Annotated in this window: 22 protein-coding genes; 12 read left to right on the top strand and 10 right to left on the bottom strand. The window is 54.7% G+C overall.

The window, feature by feature from the left end:
• The first annotated feature begins 78 nt into the window (after positions 1–78).
• From dnaA to yidA, 5 genes are all read left to right on the top strand, one after another.
• Entirely contained in the window at positions 79–1,473 is a 1,395-nt protein-coding gene (dnaA, locus tag IV04_RS09290; RefSeq protein ID WP_152562852.1) for a chromosomal replication initiator protein DnaA, read from the top strand.
• 5 nt (positions 1,474–1,478) lie between these two features.
• A complete protein-coding gene (gene dnaN / locus IV04_RS09295; RefSeq protein WP_037401286.1) occupies positions 1,479–2,579 on the top strand; it encodes a DNA polymerase III subunit beta in 1,101 nt (366 codons plus the stop codon).
• Positions 2,580–2,743: 164 nt separating this feature from the next.
• Positions 2,744–3,829, top strand: a complete 1,086-nt coding sequence (gene recF / locus IV04_RS09300; protein WP_037401283.1) for a DNA replication/repair protein RecF — start codon at positions 2,744–2,746, stop codon at positions 3,827–3,829.
• Between the two features lie 18 nt (positions 3,830–3,847).
• A complete protein-coding gene (gene gyrB / locus IV04_RS09305; protein ID WP_037401280.1) occupies positions 3,848–6,262 on the top strand; it encodes a DNA topoisomerase (ATP-hydrolyzing) subunit B in 2,415 nt (804 codons plus the stop codon).
• 129 nt (positions 6,263–6,391) lie between these two features.
• Entirely contained in the window at positions 6,392–7,207 is an 816-nt protein-coding gene (yidA, locus tag IV04_RS09310; RefSeq protein ID WP_037401276.1) for a sugar-phosphatase, read from the top strand.
• Between the two features lie 53 nt (positions 7,208–7,260).
• On the opposite strand, the gene IV04_RS09315 is transcribed toward yidA, so the two are convergent.
• A complete protein-coding gene (locus IV04_RS09315; protein ID WP_037401273.1) occupies positions 7,261–8,232 on the bottom strand; it encodes a threonine/serine dehydratase in 972 nt (323 codons plus the stop codon).
• A gap of 136 nt (positions 8,233–8,368) precedes the next feature.
• On the opposite strand from IV04_RS09315, the gene IV04_RS09320 reads away from it, so the two are divergent.
• Complete coding sequence (locus IV04_RS09320; protein ID WP_037401269.1) at positions 8,369–9,649, top strand: DUF3748 domain-containing protein; 1,281 nt, start codon at positions 8,369–8,371, stop codon at positions 9,647–9,649.
• Positions 9,650–9,682: 33 nt separating this feature from the next.
• Here the strand turns inward: IV04_RS09320 and IV04_RS09325 are convergent, their stop codons facing one another.
• Positions 9,683–10,024, bottom strand: a complete 342-nt coding sequence (locus IV04_RS09325; RefSeq protein WP_037401266.1) for a YceK/YidQ family lipoprotein — start codon at positions 10,022–10,024, stop codon at positions 9,683–9,685.
• A 310-nt stretch (positions 10,025–10,334) separates the two neighbouring features.
• Between IV04_RS09325 and ibpA the strand changes: the two genes are divergently transcribed.
• The 3 genes from ibpA (at position 10,335) to IV04_RS09340 (ending at position 13,114) form a co-directional block, all read left to right on the top strand.
• The gene (ibpA, locus tag IV04_RS09330; RefSeq protein WP_037401263.1) at positions 10,335–10,748 is read left to right on the top strand and encodes a small heat shock chaperone IbpA; all 414 of its coding nucleotides are present in this window, start codon (positions 10,335–10,337) and stop codon (positions 10,746–10,748) included.
• A gap of 67 nt (positions 10,749–10,815) precedes the next feature.
• A complete protein-coding gene (gene ibpB, locus IV04_RS09335) occupies positions 10,816–11,244 on the top strand; it encodes a small heat shock chaperone IbpB (RefSeq protein WP_037401260.1) in 429 nt (142 codons plus the stop codon).
• Between the two features lie 214 nt (positions 11,245–11,458).
• Positions 11,459–13,114 (top strand): putative transporter, encoded by a 1,656-nt coding sequence (locus IV04_RS09340; RefSeq protein WP_037401257.1) that lies wholly within the window; start codon positions 11,459–11,461, stop codon positions 13,112–13,114.
• 37 nt (positions 13,115–13,151) lie between these two features.
• On the opposite strand, the gene IV04_RS09345 is transcribed toward IV04_RS09340, so the two are convergent.
• Together IV04_RS09345 and IV04_RS09350 are read right to left on the bottom strand one after the other, a co-directional pair.
• On the bottom strand, positions 13,152–14,405 hold the full coding sequence (locus IV04_RS09345; protein WP_037401255.1) for a valine--pyruvate transaminase: 1,254 nt from the start codon (positions 14,403–14,405) through the stop codon (positions 13,152–13,154).
• 132 nt (positions 14,406–14,537) lie between these two features.
• Positions 14,538–16,604, bottom strand: a complete 2,067-nt coding sequence (locus IV04_RS09350) for an alpha-amylase (protein WP_037401252.1) — start codon at positions 16,602–16,604, stop codon at positions 14,538–14,540.
• A gap of 189 nt (positions 16,605–16,793) precedes the next feature.
• On the opposite strand from IV04_RS09350, the gene IV04_RS09355 reads away from it, so the two are divergent.
• Complete coding sequence (locus IV04_RS09355) at positions 16,794–17,042, top strand: CopG family ribbon-helix-helix protein (RefSeq protein ID WP_037401249.1); 249 nt, start codon at positions 16,794–16,796, stop codon at positions 17,040–17,042.
• Complete coding sequence (locus tag IV04_RS09360) at positions 17,032–17,316, top strand: type II toxin-antitoxin system RelE/ParE family toxin (RefSeq protein ID WP_037401246.1); 285 nt, start codon at positions 17,032–17,034, stop codon at positions 17,314–17,316. The genes IV04_RS09355 and IV04_RS09360 overlap by 11 nt, the downstream gene beginning before the upstream one ends.
• Here IV04_RS09360 and IV04_RS09365 read toward each other — a convergent pair.
• The 6 genes from IV04_RS09365 to IV04_RS09390 all read right to left on the bottom strand — a co-directional run bounded on the left by IV04_RS09365 (position 17,313) and on the right by IV04_RS09390 (position 21,286).
• A complete protein-coding gene (locus IV04_RS09365) occupies positions 17,313–17,774 on the bottom strand; it encodes an RES family NAD+ phosphorylase (protein ID WP_037401243.1) in 462 nt (153 codons plus the stop codon). The two genes, IV04_RS09360 and IV04_RS09365, sit on opposite strands and share 4 nt — an antisense overlap.
• On the bottom strand, positions 17,771–18,217 hold the full coding sequence (locus tag IV04_RS09370) for an antitoxin Xre/MbcA/ParS toxin-binding domain-containing protein (protein WP_037401240.1): 447 nt from the start codon (positions 18,215–18,217) through the stop codon (positions 17,771–17,773). Before IV04_RS09370 ends, IV04_RS09365 begins: the two co-directional genes overlap by 4 nt.
• An 84-nt stretch (positions 18,218–18,301) precedes the next feature.
• Entirely contained in the window at positions 18,302–19,288 is a 987-nt protein-coding gene (gene ghrB / locus IV04_RS09375; protein WP_037401237.1) for a glyoxylate/hydroxypyruvate reductase GhrB, read from the bottom strand.
• Between the two features lie 120 nt (positions 19,289–19,408).
• Positions 19,409–20,071, bottom strand: a complete 663-nt coding sequence (locus IV04_RS09380; RefSeq protein ID WP_037401234.1) for an OmpA family lipoprotein — start codon at positions 20,069–20,071, stop codon at positions 19,409–19,411.
• Positions 20,072–20,270: 199 nt separating this feature from the next.
• Complete coding sequence (locus IV04_RS09385) at positions 20,271–20,678, bottom strand: N-acetyltransferase (protein WP_051916740.1); 408 nt, start codon at positions 20,676–20,678, stop codon at positions 20,271–20,273.
• A gap of 35 nt (positions 20,679–20,713) precedes the next feature.
• Positions 20,714–21,286, bottom strand: coding sequence for a DNA-3-methyladenine glycosylase I (locus IV04_RS09390; RefSeq protein ID WP_037401229.1), 573 nt, complete (start codon positions 21,284–21,286; stop codon positions 20,714–20,716).
• Between the two features lie 197 nt (positions 21,287–21,483).
• On the opposite strand from IV04_RS09390, the gene IV04_RS09395 reads away from it, so the two are divergent.
• Positions 21,484–23,472, top strand: a complete 1,989-nt coding sequence (locus IV04_RS09395; protein WP_037401226.1) for an autotransporter domain-containing esterase — start codon at positions 21,484–21,486, stop codon at positions 23,470–23,472.
• Positions 23,473–23,781: the final 309 nt, after the last annotated feature.

Below are 23,781 nucleotides of genomic sequence, written 5' to 3' on the forward strand. Positions count from 1 at the left end.
CGTGTGTCAAAAATCATGAGTTATAAAAAAGTAGCCTGATTCTTTTCTTTTATTGATCTTGTTCGAGTGGAGTCCGCCGTGTCACTTTCGCTTTGGCAGCAGTGTCTTGCCCGATTGCAGGATGAGTTACCTGCCACAGAATTTAGTATGTGGATACGCCCATTGCAGGCGGAACTGAGTGACAATACCCTGGCGCTGTATGCGCCCAATCGTTTTGTGCTGGATTGGGTTCGCGATAAGTACTTAAACAATATCAATGGCCTGTTGAACGATTTCTGCGGGGCAGATGCACCGTTACTGCGTTTTGAAGTGGGCAGTAAACCGCTGACACAAACCATCAATCAGGCCGTCACGGCCAACGTCAGCAGTGCGCCTGTAGCTCCTGCGGTGCGTGTGGCTGCGCCATCGCGCCCAAGTTGGGACAACGCAGCACCGCCTCCCGAGCTTTCATACCGTTCCAACGTTAACCCCAAGCACACTTTCGACAACTTTGTCGAGGGTAAGTCCAACCAGCTGGCGCGTGCTGCTGCCCGTCAGGTGGCGGATAACCCTGGTGGGGCATATAACCCACTGTTCCTGTATGGCGGCACTGGTCTGGGTAAAACCCACCTGTTGCATGCGGTCGGTAACGGCATCATGGCACGTAAAGCCAATGCCAAAGTGGTTTACATGCACTCGGAACGCTTTGTGCAGGACATGGTCAAGGCCCTGCAGAACAACGCGATTGAAGAGTTCAAACGTTACTACCGTTCGGTTGATGCATTGCTGATCGATGACATTCAATTTTTTGCCAACAAAGAGCGTTCGCAGGAAGAGTTTTTTCATACCTTTAATGCGTTGCTCGAAGGTAATCAACAGATCATCCTGACCTCGGATCGTTATCCGAAAGAGATCAATGGCGTTGAGGATCGTCTGAAATCCCGCTTCGGCTGGGGCCTGACGGTGGCGATCGAACCGCCAGAGCTGGAAACCCGTGTGGCGATCCTGATGAAAAAGGCCGACGAGAACGATATCCGTCTGCCGGGCGAAGTGGCGTTCTTTATTGCCAAGCGTCTGCGTTCCAACGTGCGTGAGCTCGAAGGCGCACTGAACCGGGTGATCGCCAACGCAAACTTTACTGGCCGTGCCATTACCATTGATTTCGTGCGCGAAGCGCTGCGCGATTTGCTGGCATTGCAGGAAAAACTGGTCACCATCGACAACATTCAGAAGACGGTGGCGGAGTACTATAAAATCAAAATCGCGGATTTGCTGTCCAAACGGCGTTCGCGCTCGGTTGCCCGCCCGCGCCAGATGGCGATGGCATTGGCGAAAGAACTCACCAACCACAGCCTGCCAGAAATCGGCGATGCGTTTGGTGGTCGCGACCATACCACGGTGTTGCACGCCTGCCGGAAGATTGAGCAGCTGCGTGAGGAAAGTCACGACATCAAAGAAGATTTCTCCAACTTAATCAGAACATTGTCGTCATAGCGCATATGAAATTTATCGTTGAACGTGAGCATCTGCTAAAACCGCTGCAACAGGTGAGCAGCCCACTGGGGGGCCGCCCGACGCTGCCGATTCTGGGTAACCTGCTGCTGCAGGTGACGGAAGGTTCCCTGCTACTGACAGGTACCGATCTGGAGATGGAGATGGTGGCGCGCGTTGCCCTGTCTCAGCCCCATGAAGTGGGTGCGACCACCGTCCCCGCGCGTAAATTTTTTGATATCTGCCGTGGCTTGCCGGAAGGTGCCGAGATTAGCGTGCAGCTTGAAGGCGAGCGTATGCTGGTGCGTTCTGGTCGCAGCCGTTTCTCACTGTCTACGCTGCCTGCGGCGGACTTCCCGAACCTGGATGACTGGCAGAGCGAAGTCGAATTCACCTTGCCGCAAGCGACGCTGAAGCGCCTGATCGAAGCCACCCAGTTCTCGATGGCGCATCAGGACGTGCGTTATTACCTGAACGGTATGCTGTTTGAAACCGAAGGGGAAGAGTTGCGCACCGTGGCGACCGACGGCCACCGCTTGGCGGTGTGTGCAATGCCGATCGGCCAGCCGTTGCCAACCCATTCGGTGATCGTGCCGCGTAAAGGGGTGATGGAGCTGGTACGCCTGCTGGATGGCGGTGATACGCTGCTGCGCTTGCAGATCGGCAGCAACAATATTCGCGCCCATGTGGGGGATTTTATTTTCACCTCCAAGCTGGTTGATGGCCGTTTCCCGGATTATCGCCGCGTATTGCCGAAGAACCCCGACAAAACTTTGGAAGCAGGCTGCGACTTGCTCAAGCAGGCGTTTGCGCGCGCGGCCATTCTGTCGAATGAGAAGTTCCGTGGTGTGCGTTTGTACGTCAGCCAGAACCAGCTCAAGATCACCGCCAATAATCCGGAACAGGAAGAGGCGGAAGAGATCCTCGACGTCAGTTACGACGGTACCGAGATGGAGATTGGTTTCAACGTCAGCTACGTGCTGGACGTGCTGAATGCGCTCAAGTGTGAAGATGTGCGCCTGTTGCTGACCGATTCGGTCTCCAGCGTGCAGATCGAAGACGGTGCCAGTCAGGCGGCGGCCTATGTTGTCATGCCCATGCGGCTGTGATCTATGTCCGGGCTATCTTGGCTTGCCATTTTACGTTTGGGCAGTGCTCGCCATCCTCACGTACTTTGTGTACGCTCCGGTGGCTGTGCGGCTTGCCGCACGTAAACTGTCTGTGCCGATAACGCCCTGACATCGCGCTTAGATTTCCTGGTAATGGGATTGGCATGGCATTAACGCGCTTACTGATTAAAGATTTCCGTAATATCGAAGCCGCCGATCTGGCACCCGCGCCGGGATTTAACTTCCTGGTGGGGCCCAACGGCAGTGGCAAGACCAGCGTGTTGGAGGCGGTGTATACGCTTGGCCACGGGCGCGCGTTTCGCAGCTTGCAGGCTGGGCGGGTGATCCGCCACGATCGGGCGGAGTTCGTGCTGCATGGCCGGATCGAAGGTGCTGAACGCGAGTTGTCGGTAGGATTAAGCAAGAGCCGCCAGGGTGACAGCAAAGTGCGTATCGATGGCAGTGATGGCCACAAAGTGGCTGAGCTGGCCCAGTTATTGCCGATGCAGTTGATCACCCCGGAAGGTTTCACTCTGCTAAATGGCGGGCCGAAGTACCGGCGCGCTTTTCTGGACTGGGGTTGTTTTCATAATGAACCCGGTTTTTTCACCGCCTGGAGCAACCTGAAAAGGTTACTGAAGCAGCGCAATGCCGCGCTGCGCCAGGTCAGCCGCTATGCGCAGATTCGCGCCTGGGATCAGGAACTGATCCCGTTGGCCGAGCGCATCAGCGAATGGCGGGCATCCTACAGTGACGCAATTGCCGCGGATATCACCGCGACCTGCGCGCAGTTTTTGCCCGAATTTGCCCTGAGTTTCTCTTTCCAGCGCGGCTGGGACAAAGAGAGCGACTACGGAGAGCTGCTGGAGCGCCAGTTTGAGCGCGACAGGGCGTTAACCTATACCGCACTGGGGCCGCATAAAGCGGACTTCCGTATTCGTGCCGAAGGCACGCCGGTAGAGGATATGTTATCGCGCGGTCAGCTTAAGTTGCTGATGTGCGCATTGCGCTTGGCGCAGGGTGAGTTTCTCACCCGCCAGAGCGGGCGGCGTTGCCTGTATCTGATTGATGATTTTGCCTCCGAGCTGGACACTGGCCGTCGCCGGTTGCTGGCCGATCGCCTGAAAGCCACCCAGGCTCAGGTTTTTGTCAGCGCGGTCAGCGCTGAACAAGTAACCGACATGGTGGGTGAAAAGGGCAAGATGTTCCGCGTGGAACAGGGTAAAATAGAGGTTCAACCACAGGACTAAAATGAGCGAGAAACGTTGATGTCGAATTCTTATGACTCCTCAAGTATCAAGGTATTAAAAGGGCTGGACGCGGTGCGTAAGCGCCCAGGCATGTATATCGGCGATACTGATGACGGCACCGGTCTGCACCACATGGTGTTCGAGGTTGTGGACAACGCTATCGACGAAGCACTCGCTGGCCACTGTAGTGACATTCAGGTGACCATCCACGCCGATAACTCTGTTTCAGTACAGGATGATGGCCGTGGGATCCCAACCGGTATTCACGAAGAGGAAGGGGTGTCTGCGGCGCAGGTCATCATGACCGTGTTGCACGCTGGCGGTAAATTTGACGACAACTCCTATAAAGTTTCCGGCGGCCTGCACGGCGTGGGTGTCTCGGTGGTTAACGCCTTGTCCGAGAAGCTGGAGCTGGTGATCCGCCGTGAAGGCAAAGTGCACCAGCAGACTTACAGCCACGGTGAGCCGCAGGGCCCGCTGACAGTGACCGGTGAAACCGAACAAACCGGCACCAGCGTGCGCTTCTGGCCGAGCTATCAGACCTTTACCAACAACATCGAATTTGAGTACGACATCCTGGCCCGGCGCCTGCGTGAGTTGTCGTTCCTGAACTCCGGTGTTTCTATCCGCCTGAAAGACAAGCGCGATGGCAAAGAAGACCACTTCCATTACGAAGGGGGTATCAAGGCGTTTGTTGAATACCTGAACAGAAACAAAACCCCTATCCACCCAACGGTGTTCTACTTCTCGACCGTGAAAGACGATATCGGTGTGGAAGTGGCGTTGCAGTGGAACGATGGTTTCCAGGAAAACATCTACTGCTTTACCAACAACATCCCACAGCGTGACGGTGGCACTCACTTAGCCGGTTTCCGCGCGGCGATGACCCGTACCCTGAACACCTACATGGATAAAGAAGGCTACAGCAAAAAGTCCAAGATCAGCGCGACCGGTGACGATGCGCGTGAAGGGCTGATTGCGGTGGTTTCGGTGAAAGTGCCCGATCCCAAGTTCTCTTCACAGACCAAAGACAAACTGGTGTCTTCTGAGGTGAAAACCGCAGTTGAATCATTGATGAACGAGAAGCTGGTGGATTACCTGATGGAAAATCCATCAGATGCCAAAATCGTAGTCGGTAAAATTATTGATGCGGCCCGTGCCCGTGAAGCGGCGCGTAAAGCACGTGAAATGACCCGCCGTAAAGGCGCACTGGATCTGGCTGGCCTGCCGGGCAAACTGGCGGACTGCCAGGAGCGCGATCCGGCGCTGTCTGAACTGTACCTGGTGGAAGGGGACTCGGCGGGCGGCTCGGCAAAGCAGGGGCGTAACCGCAAGAACCAGGCGATTCTGCCGTTGAAGGGTAAAATCCTCAACGTCGAGAAAGCCCGCTTCGACAAAATGCTGTCTTCACAGGAAGTGGCGACGCTGATCACCGCGTTGGGCTGTGGCATTGGCCGTGACGAATACAACCCGGACAAGCTGCGCTATCACAGCATCATTATCATGACCGATGCCGACGTCGACGGTTCGCATATCCGTACGCTGCTGTTGACCTTCTTCTATCGCCAGATGCCAGAAATCATCGAACGTGGCCACGTGTTTATCGCTCAGCCGCCGTTGTACAAGGTGAAAAAAGGCAAGCAAGAGCAGTACATCAAAGACGACGAAGCGATGGATCAGTACCAGATCGCCATTGCGCTCGACGGCGCGACGCTGCACACCAACGAAGTTGCCCCGGCCTTGGCCGGTGAAGCCTTGGAAAAGCTGGTGGCAGAACACTACAGCGTACAGAAGCTGATTGGCCGCATGGAGCGCCGTTACCCGCGTGCGTTGCTGAATAACCTGATCTACCAGCCAACGCTGCAGGGTGCCGATCTGGCCGATCGCGCTAAAGTCGAAGCCTGGATTGAATCACTGGTTAAATTGCTGAACGATAACGAACAGCATGGCAGCAGCTACAGTTTTGTGATCCATGAAAACCTTGAGCGTCAGATCTTTGAACCGGTGTTGCGCATCCGTACCCACGGTGTAGATACCGATTATGAGCTGGACTTCGATTTCATCCACGGTGGTGAATATCGCAAGATCTGCCAGTTGGGTGAAAAACTGCGCGGGCTGCTTGAAGAAGACGCCTATATCGAACGCGGTGAGCGTCGTCAGCCGGTGGACAGCTTCGAGCAGGCGCTGGAATGGCTGGTGAAAGAGTCACGCCGTGGCCTGTCGGTGCAGCGTTATAAAGGTTTGGGTGAAATGAACCCAGAGCAATTGTGGGAAACCACCATGGATCCAGAGCAGCGCCGTATGCTGCGTGTGACCGTGAAAGATGCGATTGCGGCTGATCAACTGTTCACCACCCTGATGGGTGATGCGGTTGAACCACGCCGTGCCTTTATCGAAGAAAATGCCCTGAAAGCGGCAAATATCGATATCTAACGCGTTAATGAGTGATTAAAAATCCGCGCCGGTTCGCCCGCGCGGATTTTTTTATGCCGTTTTGAGCGCTGATATGGCAAGCTGAAACGCGTTAGCATCGAGAAAACCACTGGGAGAGGAGAGGCTTGAATGACCATTGAACTGATTGCAATTGATATGGATGGCACGCTGCTTAATCCGCAGCACCAGATTACGCCAGCGGTAAAGCAGGCGATTAGCGCAGCGCGCAGCAAAGGGGTGCATGTGGTGCTGGCCACCGGGCGGCCTTACGTGGGCGTGCAGGACTATCTGCGTCAGTTGGATATTCAGGGCAGTGGTGATTTCTGTATCACTTATAACGGTGCGTTGGTGCTGCAAGCGGCAGATGGTGCCTGCATTCTGCAGGAAACGCTCGGTTTTGAGGATTATCTCTATTTTGAGCAGATGGCGCGCGAATTTGGCGTTCATTTCCAGGCGTTTGACTTCGATACTCTGTATACGCCGAACAGAAATATCGGCAAATACACCGTTCACGAAGCGGCCATGACCGGTATCCCACTGAGATACCGCAGCGTGGAAGAGATGGATCGGGCGATCCGCTTCCCGAAAGTGATGATGATTGACGAACCCGAGTTGCTGGACCAGGCCATTGCCCGCTTGCCAGCTGAAGCGCTGGATCGTTACACCATCATGAAAAGCGCGCCTTTCTACCTGGAGATTTTGCACAAGCGGGTAGATAAAGGCGCTGGGGTGAAAATGCTGGCGGATCACCTCGGCATCAAACAGCAAAACGTGATGGCGCTAGGCGATCAGGGCAACGATATTGCGATGATCGAATACGCCGGGGTTGGCGTGGCGATGGGCAACGCTATTCCCGAACTGAAAGCGATCGCCCAGTTTGTGACCACCACCAATACCGAAGACGGCGTGGCGCGTGCGATAGAGCAGTTTGTGCTGAATGTTTGATGACTGGCTGCATTAGCTCCCTCTCCTTTGGGGAGAGGGCTTAAACATAGCAATTATTGATGATTCTTATCGTTAATAGCCTTCAGGTATTTCTCCAGTACGATGTTTTTACCGCACAGCACCACGGCCACTTTTTTACCCTGAAACTCGGGGGCCAGCTTGCAGGCTGCCGCCAGCGCCACACCGGCAGCCCCTTCAATAATCCAGCGATCGCTGGCGGCAATCATGCGCATCGCCTGCTTGATTTCCTGTTCGCTAACCAGCACTTTGCGGTCGATCACCTGTTGGCACAGCGGGAACGTGATAGCGCCTGGCTCAACGCTGCCAGCGGTACCGTCAGACAGCGTCTCCTGCTCTTCCACCGGGTGGATATGCCCGGCCTCCAGCGCGCTATACATGCTGGTGGCGTTTTCTGGCCAGCAGGCAATAATTTGTGTTTTCGGCGACAATCGCTTCATTACGCTGCCGATACCGGCAATATAGCCGCCACCACCCACTGCAATGAACACCGCATCCAGATCGGGCTGTTGCTCCACCATCTCCAGACCGCAGGTGCCTTGACCGGCTATGACCTGCAGGTCGTTGTAAGGGGAAATATAGCTTTTATGCTGTTCACGGGCGGCTCGCTCCCCGGCCAGTTCGGCATTCAAGGCGTCACCCGCGACCAACTCTACTTGGCCGCCAAGGGCGCGAATGGTTTCCAGCTTGATGGCAACGGCGGTTGCAGGTGCATACACGGTGGCATTAACGCCCATCAGTTTACTGGCTAACGCAACCGCCTGGCCATGATTGCCGGTGGAAGCCGCGATAACGCCTTGTTGACGTTGTTGCTCGCTCAACAGGCGCAGTTTGTTACTGGCTCCACGAAATTTAAATGAGCCAGTATGCTGCAGATGATCGCACTTCAGGTACAGTTCACAACCCAGTTGTTGTGAAAGCAGGACGCTGCGTTCCAAAGGCGTAACGCGAACCTGTGGGCGTAACAGTTGGTGCGCTGAGACAATTTCATCAAACAAGCTGTTCATACCAATTCCTTTAATTTTTCAGGTGGTTGTAAACTCTGGAGAGGGCAATATTTATGATCATGTACTTTTACTCTATCTGTCCTGAATAAAAAACCATACGTTAAATGACATTTACCGCATACAAACAGGAGCCGCCATGAGCCACCGGGAACAACAACTGACGTTTGCTCTGCGCAACCATCAACTGACCAACATTAACGTCTGGACGCCATGCAGCCAGTGGTTGGCTTACGATGTGCGCCCAAACGGCGCTTCTTTTACCGGGTTAACTATTGAACGTGTGAATGTGGTGAGTGGTGAAGTTGAAGTGGTGTATCGGGCACAGCATGGAGCACACGTGGGAGTGGTGACGGTCAGCCCGGATGCACCGGCACGCTATGCGTTTATTCATGGGCCTGAACACCCGGACAGCTATTGGCATTATGATTTTCACCATCGTCGCGGCGTGATTGTTTGCGAGCCGGATCGTGAACTGGCGGTTACGCTGGATGCGATGGATATTACCGCCCCTTATACCCCGGGAGCCTTGCGCGGCGGCACGCATGTACACGTGTTCAGCCCGGACGGCAGCCGCCTGAGCTTTACCTATAACGATCACGTGATGCACGAACGCGATCCAGCGTTAGATCTGCGCAATGTCGGCGTTGCGGTGCCATTGCATGGTGTGAATCCACCCAAGCAACACCCGCGCGAGTATGACGGCAGCCACTATTGTGTGCTGGTCAGTTCAACCACGCCAACCCCGCAGCTGGGTAGCGATCAGATCAATCGTGCTTATGAAGAAGGTTGGATTGGGCAGCAAGGGTATCTGAAAGCCGATGGCAGCCGCCAGCGCTGGGCGTTGGCATTTATTGGCGACACGCTTTCTACGCAGGGTGAAAAGCTGCCGGAAGTGTTTGTGGTCGATCTGCCTGAAAACGATGCCGATTATGCCAAAGCCGGTGGTGCGCCGCTGCAGGGCACCGACAGTACCCTGCCCGCGCCACCGCTTGGGGTGCAGCAGCGGCGGCTGACCTTTACCGGCCAGCGGCGTTATCCAGGGGTGGTGACCGCGCCGCGCCACTGGTTGCGCAGTTCCCCGGACGGTAGCTCCATCGCCTTTCTGATGCAGGATGAGCGCGGTGTGGTGCAACTGTGGACCATCTCACCGAATGGCGGCCAGCCACATCAGGTGACAAAAGGCGTACACCCTATTCAGTCGGCGTTCAGTTGGCATCCGCAGGGGGTGAAAATTGCTTTAGTGTGCGACAACAGCGTGATGTTGTGCGACCTGAACGACGGCAACATGCAGCGCCTGACGCCACGAACTCCGCAACCCCCGCTGGGAGAGGCGGTGGTGCTTTCACCAGACGGCAAGCAGGTGGCGTTTATGCGCGAGGTTGAAGGGTTCAGCCAGATTTTTACGGTGACAATCTAGATTGCGGGCCAGACGGCCCGCAGTGGAATGTAATCAGTGAGAAGGCGTGGGCATACCCTGGCCAGGATTCTTGTTGGTGGCCTGATTCTGCTCTTCATCATGTTGGATGCGTGCCTTGGGTGATTCTGCGGTTTTATCTTTGCCTGAGCGCAGGTAATCATAAGGCAATAACAGAGTATCCATCGCCGCCGATAACGGCAGGTCAATCGCCAGCAGTGGCATCATGGCCCAACTGGTGTCATGGCTTTTCATCATATCCACATTGGCGCGCGTGCCAGCATAGTATCCCTGATCGGCCCCAGTGTGGCTCATCACGCTGGAACAGCCGCTGGTGGTCAACAACATGCAACTCGCTATCACTTTTAGAGGTTTCATCAGTCCATCCAGAAGGGTACGGTTTCCCTTAAATTTGCTTAATCCATCGAAGCTACAGCGTTGTTGGCCGCACAAGCGTTCTGATTTATCACTTGGCGGCAACCTATATTGTATGTGATAAACCCATCCCCGTCGTTTCCAATGGGCAAATTTTTATTCATCAATGGTTGAAATGAAAAAATCAAACCCCACTTACTGGTTGAGGCCAAATTAAGAACTTGCCGTCAGGGAGTTTGGGCCAGAAAAATTGAGTCTGTCCATGGTGGAGGGCTTATTAATAACCTCGCTGAAGTGCCTTAGGAGGCTGTTTATGCGCAATTTCGATCTTTCCCCATTATACCGCTCTGCGATTGGTTTTGATCGCCTGTTCAATGCGCTTGAAGCAAACCAAAGCCAGAGCAATGGTGGTTACCCCCCCTATAATGTTGAACTGGTGGATGAAAATCATTATCGCATCGCGATTGCGGTTGCCGGGTTTGCCGAGCAGGAACTGGAGATCACCACGCATGACAATCTGCTGATTGTCCGTGGGGCCCACAAGAATGAGCCTGCAGAGAGAACCTATTTATATCAAGGCATCGCCGAGCGCAATTTTGAGCGCAAATTCCAACTGGCCGAACATATTCAAATTAAAGGGGCCAAATTGGAAAACGGGTTGCTGTATATCGATATGCAGCGCATCGTGCCGGAAACATTAAAACCGCGCCGGATCGAAATTAAATAATTTTTATATCTGCCTGCCGTTAGGGGGCAAAACAATATCATCTCGCTTCTTGGAAGGAGTTAATACCATGCGTAATTACGATTTATCCCCGCTTCTGCGTCAATGGATCGGCTTTGACAAGCTCGCCAGCTCAATGGGGGGCCAGGAACCACAAGGATTCCCACCCTACAATATTGAGAAAAGTGACGATAACCACTATCGCATTTCTCTGGCACTGGCCGGGTTCAAACAAAGTGAACTGGATATTGAAGTAGAAGGCCCGCGCCTCACCGTGCGCGGCAACCCGGCACCACAGGAAAAACAGGTGGAATATCTGCATCAGGGGTTAGTGTTTAAAGAGTTCACCCTGACCTTTACCCTGGCAGAACACCTGCAGGTTGCCGAAGCCAAATTTGAAAACGGCCTGCTGCATATCGATCTGGTGCGCCACGTACCGGAAGCCTTGCAGCCACAACACATCAGCATCGGCAGTACGCCGGGGTTAGAAGCTAAATAACCGGCTGAAAAAAAAGAAAAACTCACGGGGGAAGTCCATTCGGGCTTCCCCCGTTGCATTCTGTGGTACAACCCACATTACCCCCCTCCTCCTTATGTCAGAATCCCTTATGATATTTAAGTATTTATACTCTGTGGATTTCAAGTGGCAGCTTGAACGGCGATGGGGATATAGCCACAGACCGATTGTTAAACTTGAGGTAAGGATGTGACGTATGAGTGATATTGCCCTGACCGTCAGCATGTTGGCGTTGGTGGCTATTCTCGGATTATGGATCGGTAATTGGAAAGTGTATGGCGTTGGGCTGGGGATTGGTGGGGTGTTGTTCGGCGGGATTATCGTCGGGCATTTTGCCCAGACTTATCAAATCAGCCTTAACGGCGACATGCTGCACTTTATTCAGGAATTCGGTCTGATCCTGTTTGTTTACACCATCGGTATTCAGGTTGGCCCAGGTTTCTTCTCGTCCCTGCGTGTATCCGGCTTGCGGTTGAATGGCTTTGCCATTTTGCTGGTACTGGTAGGCGGGGTGGTCGCTGCGATCGTGCACAAGCTGTTTGCCGTGCCGCTGCCGATCATTCTTGGTGTGTTCTCCGGTGCGGTCACCAATACTCCGGCGCTGGGGGCCGGGCAGCAAATCCTCACCGATCTGGGTTCCGATCCGGCTCTGGTTAATCGCATGGGCATGGGATATGCGATGGCCTATCCGTTCGGCATCTGCGGCATTCTGTTGGTGATGTGGCTGATCCGCCTGTTTTTCCGCATCAATATTGAGAAGGAGGCGCGGGAGTTCGAAAGCAGCCTGGGCAATAGCGAGCTGCTGCAGACCATGAACGTGGCGGTGCGCAACCCTAACCTGCATGGCATGGCGATCAAAAATGTACCGCTGCTCAACAGTGACGACATTATCTGTTCGCGCCTTAAGCGCGGTGATTTGCTGATGGTACCCGCTCCGCAGGAGAAGCTGGAACTGGGGGATTTCCTGCACCTGGTCGGCAAGCGTGAACAGTTGGAAAACGCCCGCTTGGTCATTGGTGAGGAGGTGGACGTTTCGCTCTCCACGCAGGGTACGGCGCTGCAGGTGGTGCGCGCGGTGGTCACCAACGAAAAGGTGTTGGGTAAAAAAATCCGCGATCTGAATCTGAAGCAGAAATACGATGTGGTGATTTCGCGCCTCAATCGCTCCGGGGTAGAGCTGGTGGCCGGCAGCAATGTTACGCTGCAGTTCGGCGATATTCTCAACCTGGTCGGGCGGCCAGAGGCGATCGAAGCCGTGGCGGCGATCGTCGGTAACGCCAAGCAGAAGCTGCAACAGGTGCAGATGCTGCCGGTGTTTATCGGGATCGGCCTGGGGGTGCTGCTGGGATCCATCCCGTTGTTTATTCCCGGTTTCCCGGCGGCATTGCGCCTAGGGCTGGCCGGTGGCCCGCTGGTGGTGGCGCTGATCCTCGGGCGTATCGGTAGCATCGGCAAGTTGTACTGGTTTATGCCGCCGAGTGCCAACCTGGCGCTACGTGAGCTGGGGATCGTGCTGTTTTTAGCCGTTGTCGGCCTGAAGTCGGGCGGTAACTTTATCGATACTCTGCTGCATGGCGAAGGGATGGCGTGGGTGGGCTATGGTGTATTGATCACGTCTATCCCACTGATCACTGTAGGGGTTTTGGCGCGGATGGTGGGCAAGATGAACTACCTGACGCTCTCCGGTATGCTGGCTGGCTCGATGACCGATCCGCCAGCGCTGGCTTTTGCCAATAACCTGCATCCTACCTGTGGTGCGGCGGCGCTGTCTTATGCCACGGTGTATCCATTGGCGATGTTCCTGCGCATTATGTCTCCGCAACTGTTGGCGGTGCTGTTCTGGACGATGTAGCTCGATTGGGGGCTCTGCTGGCAGAGCCCCCGCTGATTTAACCCGCTTCCTGATGTGCTTGTTCGATTTCTTCAGCCAAAATTTTCACACCACGCTCAATCTGCTCAGGATCTGGCACGTAGTTCATGCGCATGCACTGGTGGGTATGCGGCCAATCATGCTCCAACCCAGGGAAAAAGTAGTGGCCCGGCACCATCAGAACGCCGCGCTTTTTCAGGCGCTGATACAGTAATTCGGTGCTGATCGGCAGATCTTTGAACCAGAGCCAGAGGAAAATCGCTCCTTCCGGTTTGTGGATCAGGCAACGCTCCGGCGATAGATAACGGCGCAGGATGCCGATGGTCTGTTCGACCCGCTGTTTGTAGAACGGGCGGATCACTTCATTGGATAACCGCAGCAGATCGCCGCGCTCAATCATCTCTGTGGCCACCGCCGGGCCGATGCTGCCCGGTGACAGGCTGATAATACCGTTCATATTGGTGAGCGCCGTGATGATTTTCTCATCGGCAATCACAATGCCACAGCGTGAACCCGGCAGGCCGAGTTTGGACAGGCTCATGCACAGAATGATGTTCGGGTTCCACAGCGGTGTGGCTTCGCTGAAAATGATGCCGGGGAACGGTACGCCGTAGGCATTGTCGATCACCAGTGGGATATCCCGCTGCTGCGCCAGCAGATCGAGCTTCATCAGCTCTTCGTCGGTGATCACGTTACCGGTCGGGTTGGTTGGGCGCGAGACGCAGATCATGCCGATGTCGTCGCCGATAGTCAGATGTTCAAAATCAACGTGATACTTGAATTGGCCGTCTGGCAACAGCTCAATATTCGGCTTGGCAGAGACAAATAGCCCATCGTCCAGCCCGGAATCGGCATAGCCAATATATTCCGGCGCCAGTGGGAACAGCACACGGCGGCGGCTACCGTCGGCATAGCGACCAGCAAACAGGTTGAACAAGTAGAAAAACGCGCTTTGGCTGCCGTTAGTCAGTGCAATATTCTGTGGTTCGATCTGCCAGCCTTGCTCGTCTTGCAACATCTTGGCCAGCGCTTTCAACAGGGTATCTTTGCCCTGCGGGCCATCGTAGTTGCACAATGCTTCGGTGAGTTTGCCCTGATCGAGCATCTCTTGGCACAGTTGCTTGAAGTAGCTTTCCATCTCTGGGATATGCGCCGGATTACCGCCACCGAGCATGATCGCGCCGGGGGTGCGCAGGCCGTCGTTCATATCGTCCATTAAACGGGTGATGCCCGCGTAACGAGTAAACTTGTCGCCGAAAAGTGAAAAAGTCATAGATGCAACAGTATTGTTATTAGCAAGTAAACCACCACCATAACGCCAGACAAATGCTGGCGCAATGCGGCGATATTTTCCCCGTCGGGAGAGATATCGCCCGGCGGTTTTTTGCTAGCATAAATCGCTGAATTACTGTGACCGATCGCCGACCCACACCACCATCACCTTGTCGCCAGCATGCTGGCGGCTGAACGCATAGTAGCTTGGTGTTTGTTGCGATTGCTGCGTACCTGCGCCGATCGCCGGGTGGCGCGCGCGGAACTGGCCGAGTACCTGCCAATGCGCCAGTAGCGGCGCTTTGGCCCCTTTCAGCTCATCCCAGTTCATATCAGAACGTGTGCCTTGCAGCGGATCGGAACCCGTAGGGCCGAATGGCCGACCGCTTTCATCCCCGTAATAAATCTGCACCGCGCCGGGAGCCAGCAACAGCAGGTCTGCCGCCCGCTGCTGCAGCGGCAGTGAACCTTTGGCATCGTTGGTGAAGAACAGGCGCGTATCGTGCGAAGAGATATAGCTCAGCACGTTGAAGTTCTGCAGTTTATCGGCCATTTGTTGGTAGATGGTGTCGATATTGGAGAAACAGCCTAGCGCCTGCGCGGCCTGATCCTGGAAATCAAAGTTGATCATCGCGTCAAAGCCATTCTGGTAATAATCACTCTGCATCACACCGTGGCCCCAGGCCTCGCCGGTCATCCAGAACGGTGCATCGTCCAGCACCTGTTTAGGATTGGCGGCTTTCCACTCTGCCAGCGCCTTGGCGGCGCGCTGTTTCAGCAACGCCAGCGTCGGTTTGTCGACGTGCTTGGCGGTGTCGACGCGGAAACCATCAATGCCGTAATCATGTACCCACTGGCTGAGCCAAATGGTCAGATAGTCGCGGGGGGTAGCTCCGGGGATTTCACGTGCGGCGGTGTCTGGCTTATGGCGGTAAAACAGCGGCAGACCGCTGGCCCCGGGGGCTTCGGTTTTGATGTCTGGCAGAAACGCCAACGACATGGTCAGATCGTCAAAGCCCGGTGAGTCGTAGTCGCCGATATCGGTGCGGATCCAGTTTTTGCCCCACCAATTTTTCCAACCCTCTTTATCACTGAAATTAATGTAATCGTTGAAACTGTGCCAGTTCTGGCCTGGGCTCGGTTGCCAATTGCCCCAGTTTTTACCCAGGGTTTTTTCGAGTTCACTGCCTTTCAGGTATAGCGAACCGAACTGAAACTGCTGCATATCGGCCAGCGTGGCATAACCGACGTGATTGACCACCACGTCAAACAGGATACGGATACCGCGCTGGTGCGCCTGCTCCACCAGGTTGCGTAGATCCTGCTCACTGCCCATATTGGCATCAAGCTTGGTCCAATCCTGATGGTAGTAGCCGTGGTAAGCATAATGCGGGAAATCGCCTTTGGTGCCACCGCCAACCCAGCCGTGGATTTGCTCCAGCGGTGAACTGATCCACAACGCATTGACGCCAAGCTGTTGCAGATAGTCCAGTTTTTGCGTCAGCCCAGCGAGATCGCCACCGTGAAAGGTGCCGATCTCCTGCATGCCGTCGCTGCGGCGACCATAGCTGTGATCGTTGGCGGGGTTGCCGTTTTCAAAGCGATCGGTCAATACAAAATAAACCGTGGCGTTGTGCCAGTTAAAGGCAGCCTGCCGCTGCGTGGCGACAGATTCCAACAGCAGCATCCCACCGCTGTTGGTCGCCGGTTGCAGGGTGACTTTACCCAGACTGATCTGCGCGGTTTGGCCGGAGTAGAAATCGCGCACCATTTCACCTTCTGCAAAGGTGCCGTTAACGGCGATGGTGACCGGTTTGCCGTCCCAGCGTTGGCAAGTATGAGCCACGGCGACGACGCTGTTTTCCGCTGCGGTTTTCAGGCTAAGCTGCAGCGTTGGGGTGCCGCTGCGGGTATCAAGGCGCACCTGATATTCCCCGCTGCGAAACAGCCGCCAGTTGGCCGGTGCGTTATCCGCGCAGGGTTGCAGCGACAGGGGCTGATTGAGTTTGATCGCCTCAAATGGCTGCCAGCACTGCTTATTCTGGTAAAGCTGCAACGGCAGTTGCCCTTTGGGTAACGTTGCCTGGCTGATAAACAGCCCACAGGAAGGTTCGTTGAAGGCCGGGAAGCTTTGCAGCGTCCAGGTGGCTAAGGCTGCGGGTGAAATCAGCATTAACAGCGGAATTGTCAGGCGTTTCATGGCTCTCCTTACTCAGGGTAGGAAGCGTTTTTATCCTAGGGTTGTGCTCAGTTTGCGGTATGAAGGAAAAATCGCCTCCTCCCCTGGTGGGAATTTGGGGGCGGAGGGGGCAGGGTGAGAGGTTTGACTATGTTCTGTTGTTTTTTTAATCTACACTACAATGTATACATTGTAGTGTGAGGTAAACCTATGAGTGTGATGTCTGTTCGACTCTCTGACGATCTCTCCGCGCAGCTTGAAGCCTTGGCGAAAACGACCGGCAGAACCAAATCCTTCCTGGCGGCACAAGCGATTCGGGATTTCTTAAACCGTGAAGCTTGGCAAGTGGCTGAAATTCAACAGGCCATCACTGAGGCGGATAACGGCGACTTTGCATCAGACGCTGAGATGACGGCCCGTTTTAAGCGAATGGGAGTGATTGATCACGATGGAAATTAAATGGCTAAGGAAAGCCGCAATCAATTTTGATGATGAGTATGACTGGTTTTGCCAAGAGAGCCCGCAAGTGGCGACTGAATTTGCCAGAGAGGTTTTCCGCCTGGTTAACTTGCTGATTGCCAATCCGGCGTTAGGCCGTGCAGGTAGAGTGATGGGAACGCGGGAAATTGTGATGCAAACCTTCCCTTATCTGATCCCCTACAGAATAAAAAACCATGAAATACATATTCTCAGGGTATTGCATACGCGCAGGCGTCCGCGGGAAAAGTATTAGTATTTCAGTCTGGTATCAAACAGATGAGGGACTGCCCGAACGCTGGCAATACAGGCGGCGAAATCAGCGTGTTGGGGGTTAATCAACAGGTTGTTTTCCATCGGTACCACCACCGAGGGGACCAGTAAACCGACAGATGTCCCTGAGTACAACCATTCAGAACCGATATCCATGGTTTCTTGCGGCGCGGTTAATTGCTGCCAGTTTGCGGGCAATGCGCTGGGTTCCAGTGTAATGATATCCGTGTCGGCCACCTCAATACTCAACAGGGTGTAATGCTGCAACAGGGCGGCTTCGTCGAAGTGCACCAGGCATTCGAGCATCGCCAATGAAACCGAGGTTGCCAGGTAGATCATGGCGTTGCCTTTGTGGTTCCAGCGGCCACCATATTGTTGGGCACCGTAACCTGACCAGGCGCTATCCAGGTACTTGGTTTTCACGATGCGATAACCGATCATGAGAAGACGCCGTGCTCAAGTCTGCCGATGAGATCGAGCACCTCAACCGCGCCGCTTTCGGTATTCAGCAGGCTTTCCGGGGTTTCATTTGCCAGGCCACGCACGGGCTTACGCATCCAGTTGACGGCTTTTTCGCGATCGCCTTCAAACAGCGCGACGGCGGCATCGGCCACACGGATCAGGCGCGCAATCTTTTCGCTCTCGTCCGGGCTCAATACCCCGCTGCCCGCTTTTCTGCGGCTTAGCGTTTTGGCATTGATGCCGGTAATACGCAGGATATCCGCTTTCGGAAAACCCGCCCAACTGTGGATGGTTTCAATCACCGACACCGGCAGACCTTGGCGCAGGCGCAAGATTAACTCCGGCCCCCTGCTGGCAGGGAAACCGGCAGTGCGCCACAGTTCATTACTGGTTGGCCGCTTAGATGGGCTGAATGTGCGCATAACATCTCCGGATTTCTCATTTGTCTTACTACAGTATAGACATTTGTCCAGGTTGCACAATCAGCCAATTGCACTGAGCCTGAGTTACTTCTGCAATATTGCTTGCAGTACCTGCGGATTGACGCAGTTTTCTTGCACCGGGCCGGTCAGCGCGGCGATCAGATTATCCACTGCGCAGGCGGCCATGCCGTAGCGGGTTTCATGGGTGGCAGAACCGATGTGCGGCAGCGCCACCACGTTCGGCATCTTCAGCAGCGGTGAGCTTACCGGTAGCGGTTCCTGCTCAAACACATCCAGCCCGGCGGCATGAATCGTACCGTTTTGCAGGGCTTCGATCAGCGCAGCTTCATCGATCACCGGGCCGCGACCTGCGTTAATCAGGATGCCGCTCTTTTTCATCTTCGCCAACTGTTCACGGCCAATCATATGGAAGGTTTCGTCGGTCAGCGGCAGGATAATGCAGAGAAAGTCAGACTCGGCCAGCAGTGTGTCGAGATCGCAGCGGCGGGCGTTGAAGCGTTGCTCTGCTTGCTGATGAACGCGGCGGGCGTTATACAGCACCGGCATGCCGAAACCAAAGTGTGCACGTTGCGCCAGCGCCATGCCGATGCGGCCCATGCCGAGGATGCCGATGGTTTTATGATGCACATCCACGCCATACCACTCAGGGCCGATACTCTCCTGCCATTCCCCGGCTTTCACCCGTTCTGCCACTTCTGCCATGCGGCGCGCGGTGGCGAGCATCAAACCTATCAAGGTGTCGGCGACGGTTTCGGTCAGCACGGTTGGCGTATGCATCAGCGCGATGTTGCGCGCGTTGAGTGCATCAACATCAAAGTTATCGTAACCCACGGCAATGGTTGACGCCGCGCGCAGCTTGGGGGCCTGTTGCAGGAATGCGTCGTCAATTTTGCCGCCAGAGCCGATAATCCCTTCGGCCTGTTGCAGAGCCTGTTTTAGGGCGGGGTTCTCTGGGTTCAGCTCGTCGAAGGCATGGACGGTAAAATGTTGTTCCAGCCGTTTATGCAGATCCGAGGGAATGCTTTTGTACAACACAATGGAAGGTTTCATCACAAACTCCTGCAAGCTAACGATTTGTTTAAAATAACATAAAGTGCTGAGCGGAGAAGGGCGGGGTTTTCTGTTTGTGGGGAGTCGGGCGGGCTGGCGGGGCTGACGCCCCGCACGGCATTACTGCAGTGGGCTGAGGGTGATCTCAACGCGGCGGTTTTGCGCCTTGCCTTCTGCGGTGTTGTTGGCGGCAATTGGCTGGTCCGGGCCGACACCGCTGGAGCGGATGCGGTTAGCGGCGACACCTTGGGTGATTAATGCGCTGGCAACGCCATCGGCACGTTGCTGCGAGAGCGTCATGTTGAGCGCGCGGGCACCGGTGCTGTCGGTATGGCCTACCACGTTGACGGCGGTTTTTTCATACTCTTTCAGCACCATCGCCACGCCCACCAGCGTATTAGCTCCTGCCGGTTTCAAGGTGCTGCTGTTGGTGTCAAAGGTGACGTTATTTGGCATATTCAGCACGATATTGTCGCCCTGACGGGTAACGCTGACGCCGGTACCCTGCATTTTTTCACGCAGTTTGGCTTCCTGTACGTCCATGTAATAACCGGCTCCGCCGCCCAGTGCTGCTCCGGCTGCGGCGCCGATCAGGGCCCCTTTGCCGCGATCCTTTTTCGATGAAGAGAGCACGCCGATACCGGCTCCCAGAACTGCGCCAACGCCAGCGCCAATCCCGGCTTTGCCCGCTTGTGATTCCCCGGTGTAAGGGTTGGTGGTACAAGCGGAGAGCGTCATGATAATGGCGACGGCTCCAGCAATAATCGCAATGCGTTTTTTCATGGTTTTCCCTTAAATGGCATCAATATCTGTAGTGAGCTGTTCCAACACGGAACAGCTAAGTTGCACCGAGTGCCTACAAAGATAACGGGGCAAATTACCCGCCAGCCAGTGGGAGATGAACCAGAAAAAACCGAATTATTACCGGTAGTTCCATCTTTAAGATAAGGCTCCCCTCTTAATGGGTCGGGAGGGGAGTGATTCAGGCGTCATGCAGGTCGACAACTGCCCAGTTCATGATCAGCGTATAAGCCTGGGTTTCCTGGTTGAACAGGCGCTGCATCTGACGAAACCCCAGCTTGCGGTAAAATGCACAGGCGCGCAAATTCTGCTCATAAACTTCCAGGCTCAACCAGCGGTGGCGCTGCTGCACGTAGGCCATCAATGCCTGGCCGATCCCTTTGCCATGAAATTCCTGCTTAACAAATAGCGCCCCCACGAAGCACTCATTCAACACGCTGATAAAACCAACGACTTGCCCGCCATGCAGATAAACCCAGCTTTGGGCTTGCGGCAGGTAACTGTGGCGCACCAGTTCAGCACTTTGCAGCCAATACTCCTGCGCAATAAACGGGTGCGCCTGGGTCGTGCTGGCCAACCACAGCGTCATCAACGTTTCGATGTCGGTGGAATGGGCGGTGCGGATTACGCCCCGCGCCGCTTTGGGTGGCTGATGCAGCCGGTAAGATGATCGTTCACCAAGCCGCTGGCCTGCATAAAGGCATAGCAGATGGTGGAGCCGATAAACTTGAAGCCGCGTTTTTTCAGGGCTTTGGACATGGCGTCTGAACGTTCGGTTTTTGCCGGAACTTCGCTCAATGCTTGCCAGTGATTCAGTACCGGTTCTCCGTCGACAAAACTCCAGATAAAGGTGACGAAGTCTTCACCTGCAGCTTCCATGGCTAAATAGGATTTGGCATTGGTAATAATGGCTTCGATTTTGCCGCGGTGGCGGATAATACCGCTGTCTTGCAGCAGGGTTTCCACATCCTGTTCGGTCATGGCAGCAACACGTTGTGGATCGAAATTGTGGAAAGCCCGACGATAGTTTTCGCGCTTTTTCAGTACAGTGATCCAGGAAAGCCCGGCCTGCTGCCCCTCCAGGCAGAGCATTTCAAACAGTTCCTGCGTATCGGTGGTGGGTGTACCCCATTCATTGTCGTGATACTCAAGATACAACGGATCGGCTGTCACCCAACCGCAACGCTCGCTGGTCATACTGATGTTCCTTATGCTGTATTTATTTACAGGTAATCATCGCCTGAAGTGGTCTGGCTGGCAAGCTTTTGATGGTTTTAGCAGCACTTGGCTTGACGTAATGTGAAAGCCAGCAATATTTACAGCATGGCTGCGAGATAACGGCCAACGATAAAAAGCGTGATTTTTCATTTTCTCTGGCTCAGAGGAGTCTATTAATGCCTCTAAAAACGATTTGCATGCCGCGCCCGGCGGCGCTTGCAGTGGCTTTGGCGTTTTTTCTCAGTGCTCCGGTACAGGCTTATGATCAACTCTACGTGTTTGGTGACAGCCTGAGTGATACCGGCAACAACGGGCGATTTACCTACGACAACCGTCAACATCTGCTGTATGACGAAGCGCTTGCCCAGCAGATTGGCGCTGCGCTGCTCGCTTCTGACGATGGTGGTTACAACTATGCTGCGGGTGGCGGAGTAGCGGTGCCTGCACTCAACCCGCTGGACAATACTCAGGATCAGGTGCAGCACTATCTTGCTCGGGTTAACGGCAAAGCGGATGGCGATGGGCTCTATATCCACTGGATTGGTGGCAACGATTTAGCGGCAGCGGCCATGAACCCGGCCACGGCGCAAAAGGTTGCTTACATCAGCGCCACAGCGGCGGCGGCGCAGGTACATTCGCTGCTTAATGCAGGGGCTGGAACGGTGATTGTGCCAACGGTGCCGAATATCGGTTCTACTCCCCAATTGATGGAACTGATTATCCAGCAGGCGCTTGCCCCGGTGCAGGGGGCTGCCATACAGGCAGCCTATGCCACGCTCAATGCGCTGGCCACGCCGGATCCGGCGGCGCGACAACAGGCGATTCATCAGGCGTTGAGCGCTGCAGCGGCGCAGGGCAGTGCGAACCCGCAGGTGCAACAACTGATAGCCGCGCAATTGATCGCTGCTTTTGACAGCCTGAGTGCTCAGACCGCACAACTCACTGATTTTTATAATCAGAGTGAAGAGCGTTTGCTGGCACAGAGCGGTGGCAATATCGTGCGGGTGGATGTTAACCAGCTCTTCAACGAGGCGATTGCCAACCCAGGGCTGTTTGGTTTTGCTAACACCGCCGGGATGGCTTGCCCGGCAGGGGTGTCATCGGCGGTATGTAACTCGTCGACGCCGGGTTTTGACGGCAGCCAGTCTTATCTGTTTGCCGATCATCTCCACCCTAGCCCACAGGCACATCAACTGATTGCTGACTATATCCAGGCGGTGCTCGATGGCCCGGCACAGGCGGTGGCGCTCAATCAGGCGACAGCGGCCATGGCGCGCGACAGCCATGCCACTCTGGATGGCCGTTTCCAGCAGCTGCGCTCCAGCAATAATCCGCAAGGCTCATTAGGGGTATTCGGGGGGTATGCTGGTCAACGTTATGATTATTCGGCGAATCTGGTGGCAGGTGATGGCGATGCCACCACGCATAACCTGACGGTGGGGGTGGACTATCAGTTGACGGATGACTGGTTGATCGGTGCGTTACTGGCCGGTTCCAATGACGATCAGCAGCCTTCCAGCCGTTATGAATATAAAGCCCGTGGTGTGCTGTTCTCTGCGTTCAGTGCCCTGACGCTGTTTGAACAGGGCTGGGTGAATGCGGATCTGCATTATATGACGATGAATTACGACGACATTCGCCGCAGCATGTCATTGGGCCCGTTGAGCCGTACCGAAACCGGTTCGACGTCGGGCAAACAGTGGGGCGCGCGCATAACCACAGGTTATGATTTCCCGCTGACTTCCTCTCTGACTACCGGGCCGCTGGCGCAGTTTGCCTGGGATTACAGCAACGTTTCTGGTTATAGCGAGGACGGCAACGACAGCACCGCGATGCGGTTCAACGATCAGACCTATCGTTCACAGATTGCGGCTTTGGGGTGGCGGTTGGATGCACAGTTGGGCGTGGTTAACCCTTTTGCCGAGGTGAGCTATCAGCACCAGTTTGGTGATGATGTCTACCGTGCAGGTGGCGGGTTGAAATCAACCCAGACTTCCTTTACCCAGGACAGCGCCAGCCAGGATAAAAACTGGGTCAATATGACGCTGGGGGCCAATGTGCCGTTGACCGAGCAGGTTGCGGCCTTCACCTCGGTTTCGCAAACGGGCGGCTTGAGCAGCGGGGAACAATTTATGTATAACGTCGGGATCAGCGCACGGTTCTGAAGGCAATAAAAACAAGGTGTTGCAGGGCAAGGCCTTGTTTATCGTTACGATGAAAAAATCGCCAATGTATCTAGCAGGAAAAAGTACAGGTAATGACTATACTTTTGTATAGTCATTATGTACTCTTGATTGCATAAGATGCCTGATTGTTATCGGCTAGCGATAAAATACTGATAAAAGCATTCCAGAATCAATTATTTGGTCAGCACCAGGGGAATTTTTGTTTGTTTTATGAACTGTATATCGATATATACGGTTTTTCTGTTTTTTTTGTACCTCTCAATCACCCTTCTTGCAACGCTCCGATTT

It is taken from the genome of Serratia sp. Ag1 (assembly GCF_000743355.1).
GTDB lineage: Bacteria > Pseudomonadota > Gammaproteobacteria > Enterobacterales > Enterobacteriaceae > Chania.